The 24,668-nt window shown below is 54.5% G+C and carries 24 protein-coding genes; 8 read left to right on the top strand and 16 right to left on the bottom strand.

The features are described from left to right. On the top strand, positions 1-975 hold the full coding sequence (locus ABD931_RS21120; protein ID WP_345269932.1) for a lysylphosphatidylglycerol synthase transmembrane domain-containing protein: 975 nt from the start codon (positions 1-3) through the stop codon (positions 973-975). After that, complete coding sequence (locus tag ABD931_RS21115; protein WP_345269931.1) at positions 911-1,870, top strand: NAD-dependent epimerase/dehydratase family protein; 960 nt, start codon at positions 911-913, stop codon at positions 1,868-1,870. Before ABD931_RS21120 ends, ABD931_RS21115 begins: the two co-directional genes overlap by 65 nt. 234 nt (positions 1,871-2,104) lie before the next feature. On the opposite strand, the gene ABD931_RS21110 is transcribed toward ABD931_RS21115, so the two are convergent. The 7 genes from ABD931_RS21110 to ABD931_RS21080 form a co-directional block, all read right to left on the bottom strand. Further along, the gene (locus tag ABD931_RS21110) at positions 2,105-3,595 is read right to left on the bottom strand and encodes a PQQ-dependent sugar dehydrogenase (protein WP_345269930.1); all 1,491 of its coding nucleotides are present in this window, start codon (positions 3,593-3,595) and stop codon (positions 2,105-2,107) included. Positions 3,596-3,607: 12 nt separating this feature from the next. Continuing rightward, positions 3,608-4,681: a plastocyanin/azurin family copper-binding protein gene (locus ABD931_RS21105; RefSeq protein WP_345269929.1), complete on the bottom strand. Its 1,074-nt coding sequence runs from the start codon at positions 4,679-4,681 to the stop codon at positions 3,608-3,610. A 32-nt stretch (positions 4,682-4,713) separates the two neighbouring features. Then, the gene (gene meaB / locus ABD931_RS21100) at positions 4,714-5,691 is read right to left on the bottom strand and encodes a methylmalonyl Co-A mutase-associated GTPase MeaB (protein ID WP_345269927.1); all 978 of its coding nucleotides are present in this window, start codon (positions 5,689-5,691) and stop codon (positions 4,714-4,716) included. Between the two features lie 140 nt (positions 5,692-5,831). Then, on the bottom strand, positions 5,832-6,500 hold the full coding sequence (locus tag ABD931_RS21095; RefSeq protein WP_345269926.1) for a 2-C-methyl-D-erythritol 4-phosphate cytidylyltransferase: 669 nt from the start codon (positions 6,498-6,500) through the stop codon (positions 5,832-5,834). A 117-nt stretch (positions 6,501-6,617) separates the two neighbouring features. After that, positions 6,618-7,661 carry a tRNA preQ1(34) S-adenosylmethionine ribosyltransferase-isomerase QueA gene (gene queA, locus ABD931_RS21090; protein WP_345269925.1) on the bottom strand — a complete coding sequence of 348 codons (1,044 nt, stop codon included), beginning with the start codon at positions 7,659-7,661 and terminating at the stop codon, positions 6,618-6,620. Between the two features lie 111 nt (positions 7,662-7,772). Next, positions 7,773-8,135, bottom strand: a complete 363-nt coding sequence (locus tag ABD931_RS21085) for a hypothetical protein (protein WP_345269924.1) — start codon at positions 8,133-8,135, stop codon at positions 7,773-7,775. A 133-nt stretch (positions 8,136-8,268) separates the two neighbouring features. Next, positions 8,269-8,916, bottom strand: a complete 648-nt coding sequence (locus tag ABD931_RS21080) for a 3-keto-disaccharide hydrolase (RefSeq protein WP_345269923.1) — start codon at positions 8,914-8,916, stop codon at positions 8,269-8,271. 108 nt (positions 8,917-9,024) lie between these two features. Between ABD931_RS21080 and ABD931_RS21075 the strand changes: the two genes are divergently transcribed. Both ABD931_RS21075 and ABD931_RS21070 read left to right on the top strand, forming a co-directional pair. Next, positions 9,025-10,866: a TrkH family potassium uptake protein gene (locus ABD931_RS21075; RefSeq protein ID WP_345269922.1), complete on the top strand. Its 1,842-nt coding sequence runs from the start codon at positions 9,025-9,027 to the stop codon at positions 10,864-10,866. An 11-nt stretch (positions 10,867-10,877) separates the two neighbouring features. Continuing rightward, complete coding sequence (locus tag ABD931_RS21070) at positions 10,878-11,561, top strand: potassium channel family protein (RefSeq protein WP_345269921.1); 684 nt, start codon at positions 10,878-10,880, stop codon at positions 11,559-11,561. Between the two features lie 38 nt (positions 11,562-11,599). On the opposite strand, the gene ABD931_RS21065 is transcribed toward ABD931_RS21070, so the two are convergent. From ABD931_RS21065 to ABD931_RS21055, 3 genes are all read right to left on the bottom strand, one after another. Beyond that, complete coding sequence (locus tag ABD931_RS21065; RefSeq protein WP_345269920.1) at positions 11,600-12,679, bottom strand: amidohydrolase family protein; 1,080 nt, start codon at positions 12,677-12,679, stop codon at positions 11,600-11,602. Between the two features lie 84 nt (positions 12,680-12,763). Next, positions 12,764-14,194: a Gfo/Idh/MocA family oxidoreductase gene (locus tag ABD931_RS21060; protein ID WP_345269919.1), complete on the bottom strand. Its 1,431-nt coding sequence runs from the start codon at positions 14,192-14,194 to the stop codon at positions 12,764-12,766. A gap of 112 nt (positions 14,195-14,306) precedes the next feature. Then, positions 14,307-14,603, bottom strand: coding sequence for an SCP2 sterol-binding domain-containing protein (locus ABD931_RS21055; protein ID WP_345269918.1), 297 nt, complete (start codon positions 14,601-14,603; stop codon positions 14,307-14,309). Between the two features lie 173 nt (positions 14,604-14,776). Between ABD931_RS21055 and ABD931_RS21050 the strand changes: the two genes are divergently transcribed. The 3 genes from ABD931_RS21050 to ABD931_RS21040 all read left to right on the top strand — a co-directional run bounded on the left by ABD931_RS21050 (position 14,777) and on the right by ABD931_RS21040 (position 17,319). Next, positions 14,777-15,274, top strand: a complete 498-nt coding sequence (locus tag ABD931_RS21050) for a hypothetical protein (protein WP_345269917.1) — start codon at positions 14,777-14,779, stop codon at positions 15,272-15,274. A gap of 162 nt (positions 15,275-15,436) precedes the next feature. After that, positions 15,437-15,820, top strand: a complete 384-nt coding sequence (locus tag ABD931_RS21045) for a BlaI/MecI/CopY family transcriptional regulator (protein WP_345269916.1) — start codon at positions 15,437-15,439, stop codon at positions 15,818-15,820. Continuing rightward, positions 15,817-17,319 (top strand): M56 family metallopeptidase, encoded by a 1,503-nt coding sequence (locus tag ABD931_RS21040; RefSeq protein ID WP_345269914.1) that lies wholly within the window; start codon positions 15,817-15,819, stop codon positions 17,317-17,319. The genes ABD931_RS21045 and ABD931_RS21040 overlap by 4 nt, the downstream gene beginning before the upstream one ends. Before the next feature lie 114 nt (positions 17,320-17,433). On the opposite strand, the gene ABD931_RS21035 is transcribed toward ABD931_RS21040, so the two are convergent. The 6 genes from ABD931_RS21035 to ABD931_RS21010 are packed head-to-tail and all read right to left on the bottom strand — an operon-like array spanning position 17,434 to position 23,939. Next, complete coding sequence (locus tag ABD931_RS21035) at positions 17,434-20,685, bottom strand: M4 family metallopeptidase (protein ID WP_345269913.1); 3,252 nt, start codon at positions 20,683-20,685, stop codon at positions 17,434-17,436. A gap of 51 nt (positions 20,686-20,736) precedes the next feature. Next, positions 20,737-21,216, bottom strand: a complete 480-nt coding sequence (locus tag ABD931_RS21030) for an FAD-binding oxidoreductase (RefSeq protein ID WP_345269912.1) — start codon at positions 21,214-21,216, stop codon at positions 20,737-20,739. A gap of 52 nt (positions 21,217-21,268) precedes the next feature. Continuing rightward, on the bottom strand, positions 21,269-21,784 hold the full coding sequence (locus tag ABD931_RS21025) for a SixA phosphatase family protein (RefSeq protein WP_345269911.1): 516 nt from the start codon (positions 21,782-21,784) through the stop codon (positions 21,269-21,271). A gap of 7 nt (positions 21,785-21,791) precedes the next feature. Continuing rightward, positions 21,792-23,321 (bottom strand): aldehyde dehydrogenase (NADP(+)), encoded by a 1,530-nt coding sequence (locus ABD931_RS21020; protein ID WP_345269910.1) that lies wholly within the window; start codon positions 23,319-23,321, stop codon positions 21,792-21,794. A 28-nt stretch (positions 23,322-23,349) separates the two neighbouring features. Further along, a complete protein-coding gene (locus ABD931_RS21015) occupies positions 23,350-23,703 on the bottom strand; it encodes a DUF5615 family PIN-like protein (RefSeq protein ID WP_345269909.1) in 354 nt (117 codons plus the stop codon). Continuing rightward, on the bottom strand, positions 23,703-23,939 hold the full coding sequence (locus ABD931_RS21010) for a DUF433 domain-containing protein (protein WP_345269908.1): 237 nt from the start codon (positions 23,937-23,939) through the stop codon (positions 23,703-23,705). The genes ABD931_RS21015 and ABD931_RS21010 overlap by 1 nt, the downstream gene beginning before the upstream one ends. A 198-nt stretch (positions 23,940-24,137) precedes the next feature. On the opposite strand from ABD931_RS21010, the gene purE reads away from it, so the two are divergent. Continuing rightward, entirely contained in the window at positions 24,138-24,635 is a 498-nt protein-coding gene (gene purE / locus ABD931_RS21005; RefSeq protein WP_345269907.1) for a 5-(carboxyamino)imidazole ribonucleotide mutase, read from the top strand. Positions 24,636-24,668 lie beyond the last annotated feature (33 nt).

Genomic DNA, 24,668 nt, shown 5'->3' with positions numbered 1-24,668 from the left:
ATGCCGAACCTATCCGGGTATGTAAAAACTTTCCTGAAACTGGGCGTTACAGGGCTGGCATTCTGGCTGGTGTTTCGTAAGCTGGATGCCGGGCAGCTATGGGCCGTGCTGAGCCGTACGCACCTGGGTTGGCTGGTGGTGGCTACGGCGCTGTTTATAGCCTCTAAAGTGTTATCGGCCATGCGGCTCCGGATGTTGTTTGAGGCCGGGGGGCTGCGGTTGCCGGCCGGTTTTGCCCTGAGGCTATACTGGCTGGGGATGTTCTATAACCTGTTTCTGCCGGGCGGCATCGGGGGCGATGGGTATAAAGTGTACTACCTGAACCAACTGACCGGCGTGGGGATAAAGCCGCTGATTACCGCTACCCTGCTCGACCGGTTTATTGGCCTGCTACCGATTCTCTGGCTGACCCTGTTGCTGGCGTCTCTGGCTTTTTCAGGACATTTACCTGGTTTTACGCTGCCAACCTATACCCTGGGTGGCGTTTCGGTGCCGGCGCTGCTGGCGCTTACGGCCACAGCCTTTATTCGCCCGGTTGCCGCCTGGGCAATGCACAGGTTTTTTCCCCACTTCGCCCCTAAACTGAACCCGACTATGCTACAGTCGCTTGGCGTTCAGGCGGTACAATGCCTGTGCGTATGGGCAATTTACCGGGCTATCGCAACGAATGGGTCCCTTTTCGCGTATCAGTTCATATTTCTGGTCTCCTCGGTGGTGGCGGCTTTGCCGTTGACACTGGGCGGAGCGGGAGCGCGGGAGTTGACCTTTCTGGCTGGTGCCCGCTATGTTGGTTTACCGGCCGACGGGGCAGTGGCCATTAGTCTCCTGTTTTATGGGATTACAGCCCTGGTATCGCTGTCTGGTGGCTATTATAGTTGGAACAAATTACCTTTACACAACCACACGTATCATGAAAATTTTGCTCACCGGCGGGGCCGGTTTCATCGGGTCCCATCTGACGAAAAAACTGCTTGAGCAGGGCCACGCGGTCATCAGTCTCGATAATCTGGATACCTATTACGACCCGAAGATAAAGCGGCAGAACATCCGTCAGTTCTCGGCTCACCCCAACTACCTGTTCATCGAAGGCGATATCCGGGACCGGACGTTGCTGGATGCGTTATTCCGGCTTTATGGCTGCGATACGGTGGTGCACCTGGCAGCCCGGGCAGGTGTGCGTCCATCGGTGCAGAACCCCTCGCTATATTTTGATGTGAACGTCAACGGTACCCTGTCCGTTCTGGAAGCAATGCGGCAGGCGGGCCTCCGGCGGATGGTGATGGCGTCTTCCTCCTCGGTGTATGGTAATGCGCGGGTACCTTTTACGGAATCGGATGCCTGCGATCGGCCATTGTCGCCGTATGCAGCCTCTAAGCGCTCAGCCGAACTGTTGGCACATACCTACCATCACCTGCACGGGTTCGACATTTCGTGCCTGCGGTTCTTTACCGTGTATGGTCCCGGTCAGCGCCCCGAAATGGCCATCAGCCAATTTACCGAGCGCGTCCTGAACGGCCTGCCCATTACCCTCTTCGGCGACGGTACTACCGCCCGCGACTACACCTACATTGATGATATTATCCACGGTATACTAAACGCCATTGATCACCTGAACGGCTATAGCGTATTGAATATCGGGGGCTCCGACCCCATTTCCCTGCGCGATCTAGTCTCCTTTATAGAACAGGCGACGGGTGAGGCCGCCCTCATCAACTGGCAACCCATGCAACCAGGCGATGTCGAGCGCACCTATGCCGATGTAAGCCTGGCCCGTAAACGAATCGATTATTCACCGTCTGTCCGGATTGAGGAAGGTATTCAGAGATTTGTGGACTGGTACAAGGCGAAGCAGGAGGTTGTTGCGGTTTAGCTCGAACGTCGAACTTGACTTTGTTGGCTTTTTTTGTGAATGTATCGTTGAGGTTGTCTGTAGTTAGTTGACATGTCTGCCGCATTGGGATTATCTCCGGCTAAAGGCGTTCTGGTTAATGGCTCTAACATACCGATTTCTAACTACCCTGACTTTGCGTTACTTGTGCGCTTTACAATTTACGGACTGGATAGCTCCATGAATGGGTACAAGAACTCGTGAGTGCATTTATCATCACTGCGGTTTTTGCTTCAACTGGTTCAGGGTATAGTACAGCAGCCGGTTGCAAATCCGTTTGCCCGATGAGCGCAGGTCACCCAGTATCAGCTCATACACATAGTTCGGCTTTAGCTCACTCAAGGTCAGCGAAACCGTTTTGCGGTCGGGTGACAGCGTTACGGCGGTGACCGTTACCGGCCGGCTGTCTGTTTCGGGTGAGCCATAGCTGGCGTGGTACATATAATAAAAGCGCCGGCATGGGTAATTGGCTATCGCTCTGGCGGAAGCTTCATCCAGCGGCTGCGTAAAGGTGAGGTCAAAGCCGGTGGGGGTAAGGTGCATGGCCATGACGTCGAGCGGGGTGCCACCTTTGTACACCAGCCGCTGAATACCCCGATCGCCCACCCAGCCGTGGTCGGTCTGCCCAAGCCATAGGCTACCGTCGGGCGCAAAAGCCAGCCGGTTGTTGCCTTTGCGGAGACCGGCATTGTCGAAAAACGGAATGACAGCGCCCTGCAACTGACCGTTTACCTCATCGGGCAAGATCCGGAGCAGCCGGGGGAAATCCATTTCGCCCACCAGCATCTGCCCGGCAAACGGTCCGAAGCGACCGCCGGTATTATCGGCTACAATCTGCGTGGGCGAATGCGCCATCCGCTGGTGCGGAAAGGTAATCATCTCCCGTACCCGCATACTATCGAGCGTAGTTGGGGGGAGTGTCAGCGGGTCCACTGCGGGAAAGCTCTCGCGCCAGACCAGACTGGCCGGGTGGCCGTAAAACTTGCCCTGCTCCACGTGGTACAGCTTGCTGGTGCCGAGCCAGTCGCCCTGGTTATCGGTCACGAACAAACGACCTTTGGCATCGATAAACAGTCCGTTGGGTGAACGGAAGCCGCCGGCGAAGGGGAGCAGTTTACCGTCGGATGTCAGTTGCATGATCCAGCCCCGGTATGGTACGCAGGAATACATCCGGCCCTGCCTTCCCATCGGTTCGTATCGGCCGCGCAGTTCGTCGCGGATACCGGCCCCGCTGGAAGCTGCATTCAGGCCGATGTACAGATTACCCTGCTTGTCGCGCACCGGCCCGAAGGCAAACTCGTGGTAATTGCCCGACATACCAAACTGGTCGGTTACGGTTTCGTATACATCCGCTACGCCGTCGCCGTCGGTATCTTTCAGGCGGGTGAGTTCGGGGCGCTGCATAATGAGCAGCTCGCGGTTGTTGATCACCAGAATGCCCAGCGGGTCGTGCAGCCCTTCGGCAAAGAGTTTCCAGCTTTTTGTCGTTGGATTATAGGTCATGACTTCGCCCCGGTGAAAGCAGGCCACCAGCCGCCCGTCGGGCAGAAACGCCAGCCCACCTGTCTCGGCGGTCAGCCCAGCCGGCATGGGTATGGTCTGCACCTCGTAGTAGTTGGTGATGGTATCAGCAACCATCGGCCGCGCCAGACTCACTGTAGCCGACAGGCCGGCGAAAAGAGCAAGCAGGAGAAGAGGTATGCGCATAGCTAAAGAACATTAAAGGGCTTGCATGGTTACTGTAAACTGCCGGGTGCCGGGCGGGAGGGTAAGCTTGTTGCCGGCCAGTTTCCCGGCCGACGCTTTGTACCGTATCCCATCCTGGCTACCCACTAAAAAGATTAGAGCTTGCCGCGATGGGCTAACCGTAAACTGGCGGATCAGCCCCCGGCCACCGGCGAGGGGGCGAATCAGCTCCCGGACCTCCAGCTCTCCAATCGTATACCGGAACTCCGGATAGCGATTTACCAGCCGATAACCCTGAAAGCGGGGCTCCGGTGCCGTTTCGATGTTACCGATGCGCCAGGGGAAGCCGGTCTTTTCCCGGTAGAAAATCTCACCCACTACTTTGGTCAGCAGTTGCCCTTTGCCTTCCCACTGTTCATTATTATCGACAAACCCGCCCGACCAGGCATACCGAAGCCGGCAACTGCCCGCATCCCAGCAATACGACTGCTGCGGCCCGCCATTCAGGGCCGGTAAACCAACCGCAATAGCCGCCGGACCGCTGTCGGGCATAAACGTCCGGTACACCGCCGGTAGTTTGAGGTCGTAGGGATGCGAAGGCGCTACAGCATGTCCAGCATGGGCGTTAGGCGAGGCATTGGGTAGGTTGGGGTCACGGTCGGGCGGGGGGAGTCGTTTGGAGTCGCGGGTGACATACAGCATACCATACATTACGTAGCCGTGACCGGGGTAGGTGCAGACAAAGGGGTAGTCGCCTTCGGTCAGCCTGATGGTTAGGGTATCGGCATGGCCCGGCTCCACAATGCGGGTGTGGGCCAGTACTTCGTCCATCGTGGGTACATAGTGCTGCTGAGCCCCTTTGTTGCCGAGGGCCAGGGCAAACTCAACCACCCGCAGCCGGGAATTGGGTTTAGTCAGCACCAGGTTGTGGGCCATGTCATCGTCGTTCTTCAGGATCAGCCGCAGTTGTCGGCCCGGCCGGATCACCAGCCGGGGCGGGTCGTACTTCAGGCCGGTTACTGCCCGGATTACGACCGTGGTATCGGTTTGTGCCCATGCTGCCGTGGTGAGCAGCCCCATCAGCAGCAGGATCAGTTTTCGTGCCATATACCTAAAAGACATTTTCCTGAAAGATTTCCCTATGCCGGCCGAAACAGGATTTCGGCAGCCTGAATGGGCAGCAGCGTGCCGGTACGAACCTGCTCTTCCACCGAGGCCAGCCGCTCGCGCATACCCGGCTGGTTATAGAAGTGCATCTCCAGTTGCTGCCGGATATAGCTGTGCAGCCACTCTATATTCTGCGCCTGCCGTCGGCGGTCGCGCTGACCGTTCCGGGTGGTAAGCGTCTGATGCTCTTGAATGATGTTCCATACGGCTTCAATGCCGTCTCCGGTCTGGGCGGAGCAGGTCATCACCGGCGGGAACCAGCCGGTGCCCGTCGGCGGAAACAGGTGGAGCGCGTTCTGGTATTCGGCTTTGGCCCGTTTGGCGGCTGCCAGGTTGTCGCCGTCGGCTTTGGTAATGGCCAGCGCATCGGCCAGTTCCATAATGCCGCGTTTCATGCCTTGTAGTTCATCGCCGGCGCCGGCCAGCATCAGCAGCAGAAAGAAATCGACCATGCCGTGTACCAGCGTCTCCGACTGCCCCACGCCGACCGTCTCGACCAGAATTACGTCAAAGCCGGCCGCTTCACAAAGCAGCATGGTCTCGCGGGTGCGGTGCGCCACTCCGCCCAGCGAATTACCGGCGGGCGAGGGCCGGATATAGGCCAGTGGATCAACCGATAAGGTTTCCATCCGGGTTTTGTCGCCCAGCAAACTCCCCCCTGAGCGTTGGCTGGTTGGGTCAACTGCCAGTACCGCCAGCCGCTTGCCCTGCCTGGTCAACTGCTTCCCGAATGCTTCGATAAATGTACTTTTGCCGACGCCCGGCACGCCCGTAATACCCACCCGCACCGACTTGCCTGTATGCGGCAGCAACTGCTCCAGCACCTGCCGCGCCAGCGCCTGATCACTCTCCAATCGGCTTTCTACCAGGGTGATGGCCCGGCTCAGCACCAGCCGGTCGCGGGCCAGGATGCCTGAGACATAATCAGAAAGAGAAAGACGGGTGCGCATCTTGAACCAGGATTTTTACAAGATTAAACGGATTATCAGGATAAAAAAAAGATTTCAGAAATACGGCATTGTATGGTAGCTCCGCTCCAGGCGACCAACCAACATCCTGTAAATCCTTCTAATCCTGTAAAAAGCCTGGTTCAAGCCCCTTTTTTCAGATCTTCCGGCGTCGTAATCTTAATATTCTCGTAACTGCCCTCAATCAGGGTAATGGGGTAGCCGCCGGCCTCCAAAACGCTGGCGCAGTCGGTGTAGTAGGGCTGTTCGGGTTGGGAAAAGGCGTGACGCATCCAGTCGAGCCGGAACGTTTGGGGGGTCTGGATCAGGCGGAGCCGGCTTCGGTCTAAGGCCCGGTTGCTGCCGTCGGGCAGCACCTCCCGGACCGAGTCTTTGGCAGCCACGGCGGCTACAGCGGTGCCGGTTTCGGCGGCCGTAAAGAAGCCTCGTTCAATAAGGTCGGTGGTAATGAAGGGACGAACGCCATCGTGTACCGCAACCAAACCCTCGGCAGCTTTAATCGTTTGTAATCCGTTTAGCACCGACTGAAAGCGGGTGGCACCCCCAACGGTGATTTGAACAGGCGGGTAAAAGTCATGTTTTTCGCAGAGACTAGTCCACGTGTCTATATCCCGCGCCGGCAAGACTACGATAATGTGGAGCGACGACCTGGATTCTTCCTGATACGCAAGAAAGCGTTCAAGGGTGTGTTGGAGAATCGGTTTATCGCTGAGGAGCAGAAACTGTTTGGGAATGTCGGATTTCATCCGGCTGCCGCTGCCCCCGGCAACAATGATGGCGAAGTTAGTCAATAGTCAATAGGGGTTTGTCAATAGTCGTTAGTCAATAGGGATTTGAGCGAGCGTGACAGGCTCCCGGCAAAAATACTAATGACAAACTACTATTGACTAGCGACTATCTACTAATGACTAAATAATTAACATGGCATCGCCGTAGCTGAAGAAGCGGTATTTTTCTTTAATGGCCGATTCGTAGGCTTTCATTACCAGATCGTAGCCGCCAAAGGCACTGGTCATCATGATCAGGATCGACTCCGGCAGGTGGAAATTGGTCAGCAGAGCGTTGGCGATCTTGAACTCGTAGGGCGGAAAGATAAACTTATCTGTCCAGCCTTCCACCGGTTTCAGCCGGCTGTTGGCCGATACCGATGATTCAACCGCTTTCAGCGAGGTGGTACCGATGGCACAGACGCGTTTGTTATTATCCAGGGCGTCATTGACAATCCGGGCGGCATCGTCGGTAATCCGGTAGTTTTCCGAATCTGTTTTATGCTTGGTCAGGTCTTCTACATCAACCTGCCGGAAGGTACCTAATCCGACATGGAGGGTAACCGGTGCAAAGTGGACGCCCTTGATTTCCATTCGCTTCATCATGGCTTTGGTGAAATGCAGGCCGGCGGTTGGAGCGGCTACCGCGCCGACATGCTCGGCAAACACGGTTTGGTAGCGGTCCCGGTCGGCCTCTTCCGTCCGGCGTTTGATCTCGCGGGGCAGGGGCGTTTCGCCCAACTCATCAATAGCTTTCATAAACTCCTCGTGGGAGCCATCGAACAGAAAGCGGATGGTACGGCCGCGGGAGGTGGTGTTATCAATAACTTCTGCCACCAGATCGCTATCGCCAAAATACAGCTTGTTCCCTACACGAATCTTCCGGGCCGGGTCAACCAGTACATCCCAGAGTTTCATCTCGCGGTTAAGCTCACGCAGGAGGAAAACTTCAATCTTAGCCCCGGTTTTTTCTTTGTTGCCGTACAGGCGGGCCGGAAACACCTTGGTGTTGTTGATAACCATTACGTCGCCGTCGTCAAAATAATTGAGAATATCGGCGAACATCTTATGCTCTATCTGCTTCGTCTTGCGGTCGACAACCATCAGGCGGGATTCACCGCGTTCGGTTGGATATTTAGCAATGAGACTTTCTGGCAGGTCAAATTTAAATTCTGATAGCTTCATAGCGGATCAGATCGAAAGAACAATCCCGTTTTTTTAAAGACCGCAAACATACGCAAAAACCCGGAAGATTGGTCATGCTCCGGGTAAGTATTGTGTATATCAGGAAATTTACTATTGATTGGCGGCTGTTGTGTCAATAGGTTTTACCGCTCCGTCGGTGTTTACTTCTTTCCGATCAACAATGGTAAATTTATCCATCAGTTCCTTGGAGAATTCATTGGCGTAAGCACCCAGCGCCGACATAAATACACCCTTCAGGCCGTTGGCGGTGGTAATGCCGTAAACGGTCATTTCATCACCGGGATCGGAGGTGCCTTCAAACCGATGAAACTCATCGACATTAAACTCCTCACTTCGCACCTTCGTATGGGTCTGAACTTCTTCCAGGTGATTCTGTTTCGGCACAAATTCATACGTATAGCCCCGCTGCCTCAGGTCTTCCATGGCCTCGGTCACCGTTTCAAAATGTTTCATAGCGTTGTTGCGGATAATAGGCTTTACCCTAACAACTACACAAGACCTGAATAGTTTGAAGAGTTTGAGCATTAGGGGTGCCTGAGGGTTTCCCCCCCCCGGCTCAAACGTCTTCAAACAGGCCAAGGCTGGTTTAATCCGGCAATACGCGGATCATGATGTCTTTGTAGAGTACTTTGCTTTTAGGGTCGTGTCCCTGAAGTGCTACGGTGCCGCTGCTGAGCTTCTTCTGGGCATTACCGCCCGTAGGATTGTAATCGGCCGGTTCGGTAAATTCATTGATCACTTTATCGTTTACTTTAACGGTGACCTTTTTGCCCTGCACAATAATATGTTCGGTATACCATTCGTTGTCTTTCACAAACACATCGCGCACATCCTGTACGGCATACACGCTACCTGTTTTGCGCCAGTCGGTATGGGTCTGGTTCACCTGAATTTCGTATCCTTTGTTAGGCCAGCCGGAGGGTTGGTAAGTAGTATGGATAAACATACCGGAGTTGGCACCGGGCATAGTCATCACCTGAGCTTTCCACTCAAAATTCTTAAAGTTGTGATTACCCACTGGTCCTTCGTAGAACAGGTGTGCCCGCGGCCCGAACACCACAATGGCTCCATCCTGCACTGAAAATGTCGAAGGACTTTCTTCGGTGAGTTTCCAGCCGTTCAGGGTTTTTCCGTCGAAGATCCGTACCCAGCCATCGCCTTGTTTACCTTGTTTAGAACCCGCGCAGGCCATCATGAGCAGCAGTCCGGCGCATAAAGGAATAATTTTTTTCATAATTGGGGTTAGGAATTACATTTACGCGGTAATATTAACCAACAACCGGATCAATTGGTAGACTTTGGCTAATAATTCATCACAAAGCAGCGCTTTGCCGGCCATTTTATGAATAGAGTTAAGCTACTGGCCAGATGGGGCTTTATCCGGAGCCGGCAGTCCCGCTTTTTTCTGGCAGGACTACATGAAAGAATTCTGGAGATACTCAGTTTTGTAGTGCCGGGGCTGCTCACAATCGGTGTGGGCATCGTTATTTACGAGTTTGGTTTCAAATCGTTCTGGGGCAACCACTTCTTCATCGATTTCTGGCTGGAAATTATTCTTGGGCTGCTATCGGTAGCGATTGGCGTACGGCTGGTGCTGGAAAGTTTCATGCCCAAAAGCCGGTGGGCCCGGCTGTTCAACATTGCAGGCTGGGTTTTTCTGCTACTGCTGACCCTGTATGTGCTGCCGACAAAAGCGGTGCTGGTCAATGTAGATTCCAACCGGTTTCTGTTTTATAAACTGCTGCTGTATGCCGGCATACTGCTGGGCTTTGTAACCGAAGTATCGTATTCGCTGCACCGCATCTACTCCCGTTCCGTAAACCCGGGTCTCCTGTTTGTTGGCAGTTTTGTGCTCCTGATTTTGCTGGGGGCATTTCTGCTGAAGCTGCCCAACGCTACCACCCGGCCGATCTCAACCATTGATGCTGTCTTTACGGCTACCAGCGCGGTATGCGTTACCGGCCTGATTGTGGTGGATACCGCCACCCGGTTTACCGCCTTCGGGCACGCCATCCTGCTGATTTTAATTCAACTGGGTGGCCTGGGTTTTATGACGTTTGCCGGGCTGCTGGCCTATGCCGTAGCGGGCAATGCCTCGCTGAAAACCCAGCTTGCCTTCAAAGACATTATGAGTAGCCGACAGATCAGCAATATCATGGTATTTGTGTACCAGGTTGTGTTTGTAACGCTGCTGTTTGAAGGTGTCGGGACGGTTCTGATTTACATCTCGCTGGATGATGCGCTCTTTAGCCGGGATCTTGACAAGTTCTTCTTTTCGCTGTTCCATGCCGTGTCGGCTTTCTGTAATGCCGGATTCTCTATCTATACGAATGGCCTGTATGAACTCCCGGTCCGGTTCAATTACCTGTTCCAGTTTTTTGTTGCCGTTCTAATCGTGTTAGGGGGTATGGGGTTTCCGATTGTGTTTAACCTGTACCGGTACCTGAAAATAAAGGGACTGAATCTGTACCAGCGGGTTCGGGGAAATCCGGGTCGGGCGCATTTTCCGAGCCTGACGCTGCTGAATTCCCGGCTGGCGCTGGTGGTTAGCCTGGTGTTGCTGCTGATTGGTTTTGTGGCGTACCTGTTGTTTGAGCAGCAGGCGACCCTGCTCCAGCACCCGACCCTGACCGGTAAGCTGGTAACGAGCTTTTTTGGCAGTGTGACTCCGCGCACGGCCGGCTTCAATACGGTAGATCTGACGCAGATGAGCCTGCCGATGGTCATGTTTTACCTGCTGCTGATGTGGATTGGTGCTTCGCCCGGCTCAACCGGTGGGGGCATCAGAACCACCACCGCCGGCATTGCCGTGCTGAACATGGTGGCCGTGGTGCGGGGCAAAGACCGGATCGATTTTTACCGGTCCGAGATTTCCCACCAGTCGGTGCGCCGGGCGTTTGCCATCATCCTGCTATCGCTGTTGTTTATTGGCGTTGCGGTCTTTGTCATATCCATCAACGACAGCGAGAAGGGACTAAAGTTTATTGCGTTCGAGGTGTTCTCGGCGTTTAGTACCGTCGGACTATCGTTGGGGATAACGGCCGATTTGAGTTTTACCAGTAAGGTTATGGTTATGGTAACGATGTTTGTGGGGCGGGTAGGTATGCTCACGCTGTTGGTGGCGTTTATCCGGCAGAGTAAACAACTGTATTACCGCTACCCAAAAGAAGAGATTGCGTTTTAACCTGAGTTGCTATGAAATTTATCGTTTTTGGTCTGGGTAATTTTGGGGCTTCGCTGGCCGAACAACTCGTGAAGCTGGGGCATGAGGTGATCGGCGTCGACCAGAAAATGGAGACCGTAGACCGGTACAAACACAGTATTACCCACGCCATTGCGTTGGATTCTACTACCAAAGAAGCCGTTGAGCAACTGCCGGTAAAAGACGTGGATGCGGCCATAGTGGCGATTGGCGAGAACGAAGGGGCTACCATCATGACCACCGCCCTGCTCAAGCAGATGGGTGTCGGTCGGATTATTTGCCGGGTAACGTCTCCGCTCCAGAAAATCGTGCTGGAGGCCATGAACATTCAGGAGTTTGCCTATCCGGAAGCGTCGGCGGCCGAGCGGCTGGCCCTGAAGCTGGACCTGCCCGGTGTGGTCGACTCCTTCCAGATCAACACCGACTACCGGCTGCTGGAGGTAGGGGTGCCGCAGCGGTATGTGGGTAAGTCCATCACCCAACTGGATCTGGCCAACCGGTACCGGCTGGTGCTGGTGACCATTCTGAAGCGTATCAGCCGCCGGAGCATTTTTGGTAACGACAACAGTGATTTGCAGGTCATGGGCATTGTGCCGCCCGAAACTATTCTCCAGAGTGGCGACATTCTGCTGCTGTTTGGTGCCCCCCGCGATCTGGAAGATTTTATTGAGCGATAAATCAGAAGGGTAGGGCAGGAGTGCCGTTTTTCTGCTGCTTACCGCCTTAAGATCTTCTGCGCATTGAGCCTGTATAGCTTGCGGAGTACGATCTGGTCCAGGCCAAAGCCGTGCAGCGGCCAATGGTAACTGAACCGGTCGAAATCGTAGAAATGCTCGTCTGCAGTTTCCAGAATGCGAAACGTGGTGGCGTACATGCCGGGACTTGTACCCATATCAGTGCCGTAAACCAGCCGGTCCTGGTATTTTTTGAAAAAGGCATTCATAAAGCGGGGAATGGGCGCGGTTTCACCGTACCGGGCCGAAATATCGGCGTAGAGGTTCGGGTATTTGTCGAACAGGCTGCCCAGGATATTGAGGTTATGCTCGCAGTTGGCAAAGTGGCAGGCAATAAAGGTGGTTTTGGGGTTGTCGCGAACGGCGTTCTCCAGCGTCTTTATCAGTTCGGCATGCCCCAGCAGGCCGGCTTTGGTTTTGTCGATCCGCCATTTATAGGCGTTCATCAGGCCGTCGTTGGTGGAATCCATCGGCTCATACATCCAGTACGGTTCGGCTACGTGGATGCTGATGGGCATCCGGAGTTCGGCGCATTTTTGCAGCAGGGGCTTCAGGCGGGCATCGTCGATGTGGATGCCGTAGCCGGGCGTGGGCTTAGAGTAGAACTCCCCTAAACCTTTGTCGCCCAGTTCGCCCACGCCACGGGCTCCGGCGCGGTAGCAGCGCTCCAGTTCCTTCACTGCCTTTTCGCTCCAGCCGGGCTGGTCTTTGCCCGTGTAGTCAAAGCCGCACCATACCTCAAACCGACTGGGGTATTTACCGTACAGAGCGACCAGCGAATCGAAGCGTGCTCCGGTAGCGTATGACAGAATGATGGACCGCTCGATTCCGACCTGATCCATTGTTTTTACCCACTGCGCCAGTTGCTGCTCCGTTTGCGCATAGGGGTGGGTATGCATATCGATGACCGGATATTTCGCTTTCGGTACCGAGGAGACCGGTACGTTATAGATCGATTTCGGGCGGTAGTTTTTCAGCAGCAGCGTCTCGGGGTTCTGAGCGTGGCCGGTAACCACGAGCAGAAGCAGGCCACTAAGGGTAACGGTAAGTCGCAGGACCATAAATGGACGGTGGGTTGGGGTTCAGTAACAGATTTTCAGGTACAGCGCAGGCTGGAGTTGCGCTGCGCTGTACCGCTCGGCTTATTACAACTGATAGCCGCCGTTGTACTGGCGCTTTACAAACTGATTGGCGTAGTCGAAGTTGGTGATGCGCATGTTTTCGCCATCCCACAGTAGCTTTTTACGGCCGGGGAAGGTATAGCCGCCACCGGCTTTGGACTCCCGGTACATATAGCTGCGGGTGGCCAGGTTGCCCATCAATACGGTTTCGGTCAGCGGACCAGACTCCTCAAACGATGAACTGGTGTAAGCCCCGTAGCCCTGCTTGCAGGCTTTCACCCACTGCTGCTGATGCCCCTCCGTTTTGCCTTCGACCAGCGGCTTTTCGGGAGCAGGCAGGGCCTTACCCTCAAACTTATCGGCGGGCAGCAGGCGCGGATTGTCGCCGAACAACTCACCAACAACTATGCCTTTGGTGCCGATGAACATAACGCCCCCATTCTGATCGGTGAATACCTGATTGTAGTCGATACCGTCGGGGAGTTGAGGACGAATACCACCATCGTACCACGAAAATTTTATCTCTTTGATTTTCCGGTCGTCGGAAGGAAAGGTCAGGTGGATAGCCGAGGAGGGCGGACAAACATCATCAAAAAAGGCCTGTTTGAAGAAGTCGGCGTATACTGAACCGACACTACATTCAACCGAGGTAGGATATTTCAGTTTCAGCGCCCGGAAGGGCACATCCATAAAATGACAACCCATATCGCCCAGCGCCCCGGTGCCGAAATCCCAATACCCCCGCCAGCGGAACGGCATATAGGCTTCGTGGTAGTCGCGGTAGGGAGCAGTGCCCAGCCAGAGCTTCCAGTCTACTTCCGGCGGTATGGGCTGCGACTCACCCCGGTCTTTGGGCGAGCGAACGCCCTGCGGCCATACCGGGCGGTCGGTCCAGCAGTTGACGGTATGAACCTTGCCGATCAGCCCTTTCTGAATCCAGGTTTCAATTTGCCGGGTGGCATCCCCGCTGCTGCCCTGGTTACCCATCTGCGTCACCACGCGGTATTTGCGGGCGGCTTCGGTGAGCATCCGGGCCTCGTAAATGTCGTGCGTCAGCGGTTTCTCCACATATACGTGCTTGCCCAACTGCATGGCGGCCATGGCAATCGGCGCGTGCATATGGTCGGGCGTGGTCACAATGAGAGCATCGAAGGTCTTGCCGGCCTGGTCAAACATCTGTCGGTAGTCTCTGAAGTAGGGCGCACGGGGAAACTGCTCGCGGTATTTTTTCGATTGCCGGTCATCGACATCGCAGAGTGCCACCATATTGTCGGTGCCACCGTTATAGGCCTGCTTTATATTGAAATCAGCCTTGCCCCCGCAACCCACAGCCGCGATGTTGAGCTTATCACTGGGAGCAACGTAGCCTTTACCCAGCACATGGCGGGGCACAATAAAAAACGAACCGGCAGCAGCCAGAGCGCTTGCCTGAATAAAGTCTCGGCGGGAGGGCATAGGAGTTAAGAGTTAAGAATTAAGAGTGAAGAATATGACGGGGCAGCCCGGCAGTTAAAAATAAGACGGAGAAAGCATAATTCTTACTTCTTCACTCTTAATTCTTAACTCCTCAAGACATCACCTGCGCCATCTTCATTGCTACACCCATGTCGCCTTTAACTTTCAGCTTGCCCGACATAAAGGCCATCATGGGGTTTAGGTCGCCGGAGCCCATTTTGAGGAGGTCGCCAATGCTCACCTGAATCAGACAGTCGGCTTCTTTATCTTCGTTGGTGACGACGGCCGGCGACTGGTTGCCGTCGATATAAATAACGCCCTGGTCGGTAGCCAGTTTAGCGGTTGCATTCAGGTTATCGGCGTGGCCTACGCGGGACCGGATCTGCTCGGTCAGTTCCTGTAAAGTCATTATCTGTGGTTTTAATTTGTAAAAGGGTAAAACTATGGAGGAAAGCCGATGTTTTCAAAATATCGGTAGCTATTCCAGCCACCGACCGGGGGCTGGTGAGCCGTTCATCGTTTTCCTATTGCATTGACCGCCGGAACCGCTTAGATTACAGCTCTTAATTCTTAATTCATCCCATGGAACCAACACCTACCCCACCTCTCTACGAAGCTGCCCCGGCGCGTCCGCAGTTTCTGACCATCCTCTGCATTCTCACCTTCCTCAGTTGCGCCTGGGGGGTATACGACAGCATTGTTTCCTACGCCAGTGCCGACACGGTAGCGACTGTAGCCCAGGATGCCCTTGATGAAGCCTCCAGCCGGGTGCAAGGTCGGGAAGGAACCGATATTGCCGAGCGGATTATTGGTTCAGTGCAGGGAGGCCTGAGCGCCGACAATATTCGGAAACTGTCCATCTCCAAGCTGGTATATAACCTGCTAACCTTAATTGGAGCCATTCTGATGTTTAACCTGCGCCGGATTGGCTTTTACTCTTATCTGGGAGGTGTCCTTGCCGGCTTCCTGCTGCCCATTATCCTGATTGGCGGATTAGTGGGAGTTGCCTCTTCGCTTAGTGTGTTCTTCAGCATCATTTTCGCCGTTCTTTACGGTACGCAGTTGAAGTATATGAGGTGAAAGGAGAGAGGGAATAAAGGAGGGACCTATACTATTTTCTCCTTTATTCCCTCCGCTCTCCTTTACCAATAAAAAATTTTACACCAAAAAACTATGAAATTAGTTGTGAAACTAAAGCCTTAGTATTAACTTTGACTTATAACGATCATTACCACTTTACGTATGCAACTACGGGAACTAACGAAAGCAGAAGAAGAAATCATGCGGGTGCTCTGGCGTCTGGAAAAAGCCTTTGTCAAAGACGTATTAGCCGAACTGCCTGAGCCGAAACCCGCCTACAACACCGTCTCGACCATTATCCGGATTCTGGAGAAAAAGGGCTTAGTAGGCTATACAGCGTATGGAAAAACGCATGAATACTATCCATTAATTACGGAGGAACAGTACAAGCGCTTCGAGATGGACCAGTTGATGACGAACTACTTCGATAATTCGCTCCAGAAGCTGGTCTCCTTCTTCGTGAAGGACCGCAAGCTGAGCCTGAACGAAACCGACGAGATTATCAATCTCCTTAACCGGAAGGGCGACGACCCTCAGAAGCCATGACCATTATCGACTATTTCATTCGGGCCAATCTGTTTCTGCTCCTGTTTTATGCCTGCTACTGGCTGGGGCTGCGCCGGCATACGTTTTTCCGGTTGAACCGCTGGTATCTGCTGGCCACTATTGGCCTTTCGCTGGTGTTGCCGTGGGTGACCGTACCGGCGCAGACGGTGGAAGCACTGCGCGTACCCATGACCTCGGTTACATTACCGTCCATTACCGTCACCCAGCGTGCCCAGCCAACCGGCCCCGACTGGCAAACCATCCTGTTTGCTTTGTATGGGATAGTGGCGCTGGGATTGTTGTTCCGGCTAACCGTTCAGGTTCTCGGCCTGATGCGGATGATCAGCCGCTCGGCCAGGTACCCGCAGGGAGATCATACGCTGGTCATACCCGAAGCGGGTCAACTGCCTACGTTCTCGTTCTTCCGGTACCTGGTGCTGAACCCGGCCGATACCGATTCCGAGCTGATTCGCCGGCACGAACTGATCCACATCCGGCAGCGGCACAGCGCCGATATTCTCTTGATCGAAATAGTACAGGCTTTTTTCTGGATCAATCCGGTGCTGACGCTCTATAAACAGGCCATTCAGCAGGTCCACGAGTACCTGGCCGATCAGCAGGCGGTCGACAAAGACCAGTATGCTTCGTTTCTGGTCGACTATGCCTTTGGCGTGCATCCGGTCGGTATTACTAACCCTTTCTTCAATTCATCCCAACTTAAACAACGTATTCGTATGCTCAAATCCCGCTCCACCAGCCGCTGGGCGCTGGTCCGCTACGCCCTGGTCATACCAGCAGCCGCGCTCCTGGTCATGTGTACCCAAAAAGAAGGCGATGTGGCCAAGCTAATTGATAAAAAGTCGGACGAAAGAGCGGTATCAGAAGGACTATCTGCCCTGTCTAAACTAGGGCCAAAGGGTGAAATCTTCACCGTAGTTGAAGAGCCCCCGCAATTTCCTGGGGGTATGAAGAACTTAGCGACTTACCTGGGTCAAAACATCAGGTATCCTGAAAAAGCAGCTAAGGCCGGTGTACAGGGTAAAGTATTCGTCAGCTTTGTGGTGGCTACGGACGGTAGTATTCACGATGTACAAATTTTGAAAGGCCTAAGTGAAGAGATCAACGCCGAAGCTATGCGGGTTATGTATGACATGCCTCACTGGACAGCAGGCCGGCAGTCGGGCAAACCGGTCAATGTAAAATACAACCTGCCGATTTCGTTTCAACTGGACGGGAATACCTCCCTGAATGATCAGCGAACCAAGAGCTTAGACGTACCGGCTCCACCGGCCGTAGGTGTGGTAGCTCCGCCACCTCCGCCCCCGATTCCGGCATTGTTTATTGTTGATGGCAAAGAACTACCAAAAGGAACTGACCTAAAAGACAAGCTTGACCCGAATAAAATTGAGTCGATTAACGTGCTGAAGGGTGAACAGGCCAAAGCCCTGTATGGTGCGAAGGGGCAGGGTGGGGTGATTATTATTACGACGAAGAAGTAAAGTATGAGTTCGCGTCCCGATGGCCCAGCCACCAAGCAGCTGAAAAAGCTGGCGCAACCTGGTTGGCCGGGGGCACCTAGCCGCAACTTGGCTTGGCCGGCGGGATGCAGACCCCTACTTTACTACGCGCCTGCTTACACTACCAGTTGGCGTTTGTATATTTAGAATATAGATGCCTTTAGGCAGGCTGCTTACATCTATAACAGCTTTTGCCGTGCCGGGGCGCTGCTGCGCAATAGTTCCACCCGTGATGCTTGTCAAGGTGAGTTCGCTGATGGTTTCGCCGGCGGGTACTTCAACATTGACTATGGCGGTAGCCGGGACCGGATAAACTTTCACGGCATCGGTCCAGGCGGGCTCAGTGCCCGTTACGGTCATGATGGCGAAGGTGCGGTCGACGGGAGTGGCAGAATAGTACTTTGTGTTGCCTTCCTGGTAGGCGCGTATGGTGACGCTGCCCTGCCCGGTAACTTTCACCTTGTTGCCCGTAATGGTAGCCGGGCCGGATACGACCGCAAAACTCACCGGCAACCCGGACGTGGCCGACGCACTTAATGCAAACTCCGCCCCCGCCGGTTTATCCGAAATAGTATTGAAGGTAATTGTCTGCTTGTCTTTTGTGGGCAGCGTACGCGTGCCCTGCGTGTACCAGACCGGCCATTTGGCATTGGTGTACAAAGTGGCAGCATTGCCGGATGGCTTGATCTTGTCGGCGGCCAGATTGATAGCCGCTATGTCTTCCCGGCCGCTGCCGTTTTCGGTGCTAAATACCAGCCGGTTGTCCTGCCTGGAGTAGCTCGGGAAGCCCAGGGTGTTGTTCTGGTACACCACATTCACATTCCCTTTGTTCAGGTCGGCGGCCAGCAGATAGTAGCTGTTGTCGAACGAGTTGTAATAGTCGAACGCAATAATATCGGGCGAGTTTTTGGAGAACGACGGATTGCCGACACTTTCGCCTTCCTCCAGATTCGTAAACAGCTTGTCAATTTCTCCTTCGGCAAAATCATCTTTACTACCGTCCCAGACATGGATGAAGCCAACGTCCCAGTACCCGATAGCCTTTCCATCGGCGTTAACCAGTTCGTTGTAGGCATCATAGACGATGTATTCCCCCGAAAAATCCCACTCAAACGAATCGGCATACTTCACGTTACCAGTAGCGACCCCGTCACTATACGTTGGGTTGTAAAGCTGAAATTTTTTCCACTTCTTTTTGGTGTAGCTGTACACCCAGATAGCGCCATCTTTTTCGGCGGTCAGCGCAGCCAGTTTGGTGCCGTCTTTTGAGATAGCGGCATTATCCCAGATCGTTTCGCTGGAAATAATCGTTTCGGCGGGTATTCCGGTCAGGTTTACGGCCCGGATCTTTTTATCAGGCGTAACGTAGTAGGCATACTTCCCATCGTCGCTCACGCTCGGGCGGTGCTTCAGGCCCGATGCTGTTTTGAGGTCAAATTTAGGCGTACCGGTTGTAATGGTAGTCGAGTATAGTTTGTTATCCTGGGAGCCGTAGAGCAGCAGCAGATCGGCCCCCTGGGCCACGGGCACATCCGGTGTTTTTTCGGTAGGCGTTCCGGAGCTTTCCAGAATACCCACGGCATCAAACGCACCCTTAGCCGCGTTGGCTTCGGCGCTGCTAGCCCCATACAGGTCAGTAGCCGCCCGGACGACCGCCAGCCGCAGGTCAATAAATTTAGACGTACGGGTCAGGTAGGTGCTCAAGGCCCGGTAGTACACTTTCTCGGCTTTGTCTTTGCCGATGTTCGACGCAAACAGGTAGAAGGCATAGTTGGGAATACCGCTGTTGGTATGCACACCGCCATTATCGTCGGTGGTGCTGACATACTCCGACATGGTTTTGGGCTGATACCCCCGTGTACCTTTTCCCCCCTGGTTGGGGTTCGACATACTCCGAAGCGCTCCGGACGGGAACACACTCGTCTTGACTACATCTTCGCCAATCGTCCAGTCGTCGCGGTCGATCAGTACCCCAAACACATCAGCCATCGACTCATTGATGGCCCCCGACTGGCCTTTGTACTCCAGATTAGCGGTGTTTTCCACCACGCCATGCGTCATTTCGTGTCCGGCTACGTCGAGGCTCCCGGCCAGCGGCTTAAAACCAACGCGGCCGTTGCCGTAAGCCATAAATTTACCGTTCCAATAAGCATTGTCCATCCCTTTCCCATCGTCATCGGCCATGTTAATGACGGAAATGATGTTGCCACCCTTGCCGTTCAGCGAATTCCGGTTGAACGTCTTCCGATAGTACTCATAAGCCAGTCCGGCATTGTAATGAGCCGATACAGCGGTAGCGTTCCAGTTGGTATTATTGGCCGACATCACGTGCCGAATCTTTACATTATCACCAAACGTATTGGCGGCATCAATGGTCCAGATTGCTCCGACCGGCTCATTCGGCATCACCGATGTCTTATTGTTGAACATGGTCTGCGTGGCGTCGATCAGGTAATACGAGCCGTTATGCTGGTACGTGCTGAACGACTGCATCACTCCGTTGAGATCTCGTCCGGAGGCCCTTACAGTCCTTTCAACCCCGCAGGTATGGTTGTGTTTGTCCAGCACCTCCCCCGTCTGCGCATCAATAATATACTGCCAGCGCTCCAGCATATTGGGCCGGACCGTTATCTGCCAGGCCAGCGTCGTCTTTGTTTCACTAACCGGATACACAAACAGCTCACCCTCCGACGGCTTCATCTGCAGGATATTATCGCCAAACGACCGTACTACCGACTGTTTGCGTACATCGCGGAAAGCATAATCGGCCGCTTCGCTTACTTTCAGGCGGGGGCGTGTGGCAATGTTCTGTACGGCATGGTAGCGGCCGTTGAGGAGCGTTACGGCCCCGTTGGTCAGGTGGAGCATGATTTCACCGCCGTAGACCGGCACACCCGCGTAGGTCTGCTTCATTCGGATGTGGGTCTGCCCAACTTCATCGGTTTCGGTATGCGCTATCTGGAAATTATCTTCAGGACGCTCCATCTTCAGGATTCCGCCGACCTGGCTCAGAAACTGATAAGCAGCGGCCGCAGCACTCTGCCGGCCACGTGAACTGGTCGGGGTTGCGGCAGGCTGACGGTTTTCGATGTACACCGGCAGTCCGGTAGCCGTGTCGCGAACTATGCGCAGGCGGAGTGGCTCCACTGAAAGGCGGGAAGTGCCGGTAGCTGCCAGCGATGGACGTCCCGCCCGGCGAACCGGTATGGGGGATTCGTCGGCCCCCAGCCGTTGGGCCAGGTTGGGCGTCGGTGGTACTGTTTTTTGCTTCCGGGCGAAGCCGTTGGGCGTTTGGGCCAATGCCGGCAGCGCCAGCAAAGCCAGGGCGAAGGAGTAAACAATTTTCATAGTGTGGTGTATGGTTGGGCAATAGCCTATAGCTGAAGAAAGCGTGGCTTGTTACAACCGCGCCGAAGCGGGAATCAGGGCTATAAAGGACTTGTAGAACTGGTTGTAACTGGCCGGGACGGTATGTTGTGGGTCACCCCATTTCACCGCATGTTCCTGTTTGCCTTTTTTCCAGGAGACAAAATAGTAGCGATTACCGGGGTGGTCGAATTGGGTAGATTTGATCTTACAACCGGTCTCCAGTAGCCGGAAGGTCCGTTGGGTATTGGCAGACGTCTGCTTCCCTAAAGAGCGGAATGTAGAATCGGTGCTGCGTTTGGCGAATAGCGTGCCATTGTCGAGCAGGTAATAGGATACGGATTCGCCGGTGAAACCACCACCGGAGCCGACCACAATTTGCCGTCCTTTGTAAAGCAGAGGTGTATTGGTCTGTTTCTCGTTAAGCGCTCCGGAAACTGTTTTTGAGCCTTGAGCCAGCGTTTGGCCAATGATCAGAAGTAGGGTCAGTAACGTAAAAAAGCTTCGTTTCATAGACGGGTTACGTTTATGAAACGAAGCTATACCCGGATTCCGGCGAATCAAACTATTGGGTGGGTGAAGCGCCGTAAGTCAGCGCTGAAACGTCAGCCGACTTAGCGAACGGTCGCCGGCGAAGGGTTACTACAAACAGGTTATTATACTCGTTGTGCTCTATTTTCGTTTTGGACGGACGGGCACCCAGGCCACGCACAATTTCCAGCACAGTGTTGCTGTGTCCCACTACCAGCACCTCTTTCGAGCGGATGCGCTTGAGCCGATCCACCACCGTTTGGGTCGGCTGGGTGGGGTACGTTACCGGCTGTATGTTCAACCGTTGCGCCAGCGGAGCGGCTGTTTGGCGCGTACGGAGGTACGGCGTAGTAAAAATGCTGTCAATTCCAGTGCCGGCCAGCCGGTCGGCCAGGGCCTGCGCACGTTGGTGGCCGGCGGCCGATATACTGGTAGTGTCGGAGTCGTTGGCCCGCTCGGCATGGCGAACAATGTACACGGTGGTGGTGGAACAGCCGGTCAGGCTCAGACAACCGCCGAGCCAGACCAGCCAGATTACCTGTTTGAGCATGATGGAGTTATTTGGTCCATTCGCCATTGACCAGCCGCCAGATGTTCAGCGGATTGCCGTCTTTCAGTTCGTCGGGCAGCAAGGCAGGCGGGAAGCCCTGGTAGCAGACCGGCCGGGCAAAGCGCAGAATGGCGTTGGTGCCCACGGAAGTAGACCGCGCATCGGTGGTAGCCGGATAAGGCCCACCATGTTGCATGGCGTGGCCCACCTCTACACCCGTCGGGAAGCCGTTGATGAGCAGCCGGCCTACTTTCTGCTCCAGAATGTCGATCAGGTCGGCGTAATCGGGCAGTTCGTCGTCGGTGCCGTGGATGGTGGCCGTCAGGTGACCATGCAGGCTGCGGGCGATAGTCAACATCTGCTCGCGGCTATCGGCTTCCACCAGTACACTGCCGGGGCCAAATACCTCTTCGGCCAGTTCGGGGTATTGCAGCAGCGTACCGGCTTTGGCGGTGAGCAGCGCAGCCGTGCCGTGGGCGTAGGTTTCTCCGCCCTGCATACCAATCACCTCCACACCCGGCAAACCGGCCAGTTGCGTAATGCCTTTGACGTACGTCTGCTGGATGGCCTGGGTTAGCATGGGGGCCGGAGCCACCTCGCCGATGGCCTGCCGGGCCGCCTGGGTAAAGGCCTCGGCTTCGTCGCAGGGAGCCATAATGGCCACCCCCGGATTGGTACAGAACTGCCCAACCCCCAGGGTAATGGAACCGACATACGCCTGCGCCAGTTTGGTGCTGTTCTTCAGCGCTCCCGGCAGAAAAAACACCGGGTTGGTACTGCCCATTTCGGCGTACACGGGGATGGGTTCCGGCCGCCGGGCAGCCGCGTCGTAGATCGCCTTGCCGCCCCGGAACGAGCCGGTAAACCCAATGGCTTTAATTTCCGGGTGCTGTACCATCGCCATGCCAACGGCGGTACCCCGGCCGTGCACCATCGAGAAGACCCCCTCGGGTAACCCGCAGGCGGCTACCGCCTGCCGGATCGCCTGCCCTACCAGGTCAGACGTGCCAGGGTGCGCCGGGTGCGCTTTCACCACAATGGTGCAGCCGGCCGCCAGTGCCGAAGCCGTGTCGCCCCCCGCCACCGAAAACGCCAGCGGGAAATTACTGGCTCCGAAAATACCCACCGGTCCCAGCGGACGCAGCATCTGCCGCAGGTCCGGGCGGGGCAGCGGCTGCCGGTCGGGTAGGGCGGTGTCGATGCGGGCGTTTACCCAGGAACCTTCGCGGAGGTACTCGGCAAAAAGCCGGAGTTGCCCGGTAGTGCGGCCCCGCTCACCGGTTAGTCGGGCCAGAGGGAGCCCGGTTTCGGCGTTGGCGCGTTGCAGCAGGTCGTCGCCCAGCGCGTCGATCTCAGTGGCGATGCGCTCCAGGAAAGCGGCTTTTTCGGGACCGGATTTTTTGCGATACACCTGAAAAGCCTCGGCAGCCCGTTCGCAGGCTTCATTGACCTGATCGTCGGTGGCTTCGTAAAAATCGCCCGGCAGTGATTCGCCGGTGGCCGGGTTCACGGCCTGGAAAGATTGTGTGTTGGTCATAATCATGCACAAAAGTAACGCCTGAGGTTTATAATTGCCGTTGCCGTATGCTTTCGGTATCTACTACAGTAAATTTATTGACGATTTCAAAACGTTCATCCTTAAGAAGTTTCAGAAGTAAGGAGGCAGCATCATACGGCGTTTGCCCTTTCGTTCGAAAATAAACTACCGCCGGTGACCACTCAAGACGGTACCGAAACAGCAGTTCGCCATAACCTCTGTCGAACGTAAGAATGATAAGTTGCTCTTCGACCGCTTTGCTTAAAACGGCCGTATCGCTAACGCCACTGTTTGTTTCGGCAATACTAACAACCTCATGGCCTGCTTTACGCAATAAATCTACACTTGGTTTTGGAAAATTCTCATTCGCTAAAAAGCGCATCAGGCACTTGCTTTAAAGGAAAAATATAATTCCTGCCGTAAACATTCTGATAAGTAATTGAAAACGGCTCTTAAACTGTCTTGGGTAAGCCTGGGGTAACTCTCCAGAATCATCTGCTCCGTCCAACCCTGACCGTATAATTCAAGTATAAGCTCAACAGAAATTCGTGTCCCTTTTATTATTGGCTTTCCCAATAAGACGTCTGGGTCTGAATGTATATGATCACGCCAGTTCATAATTACGCTATTTTATCCAAAGATAAGCCGAATACCATAAAGGATGTTTTCGTACGGCAGTATTTACCGGGTACGTTTAGCCATGTTTCTTTTGTATATGCCAAGGCTACTGCATTACCTCAATAAAATTTACCCCTTTTCCCGCTCAACTCTGCCCGAAACTCCGTTATTTCGCACAACAAGGTTTTGTTTCGCTGAATGGTAGGTATTATTATGGGCAGCCTCTCCGACCGCAAGGTGATGCAGGAGGCCGCCGACATCCTGACAGAATTAGGTGTAGCGTACGAAATGGACATCGTATCGGCCCACCGCACACCCGAGAAAATGGTGGAATACGCCAAAACGGCCCGCGACCGGGGGCTGAAAGTCATTGTGGCCGGGGCCGGCGGAGCCGCTCACCTGCCCGGCATGGTAGCCTCGCTGACCACCCTGCCCGTGATTGGGGTGCCGGTTAAGTCTTCCAACTCCATTGATGGCTGGGACTCTGTATTGTCTATCCTGCAAATGCCTTCCGGAGTACCCGTAGCTACGGTAGCCCTCAACGGAGCCCGCAACGCCGGCATTCTGGCTGCGCAGATTATCGGTGCGTTTGATGGGGCGGTGGGCAACCGGCTGGCAGCGTACAAAGAAGAACTGAAAGCAAAAGTGGAGGAGATGAGCCGGGATCTGCACCAATCCTCCGGGGCCCAGCACTAATTTCTTGTGTGATATTGCAATAGTGCTTACTTA

Origin of the sequence: Nibrella viscosa, assembly GCF_039541875.1 — a bacterium.
In the GTDB taxonomy this organism is placed as follows: domain Bacteria; phylum Bacteroidota; class Bacteroidia; order Cytophagales; family Spirosomataceae; genus Nibrella; species Nibrella viscosa.
The sequence above is the reverse complement of the archived record's forward strand: the minus strand, read 5'-3'. Positions and strand labels throughout refer to the sequence as shown.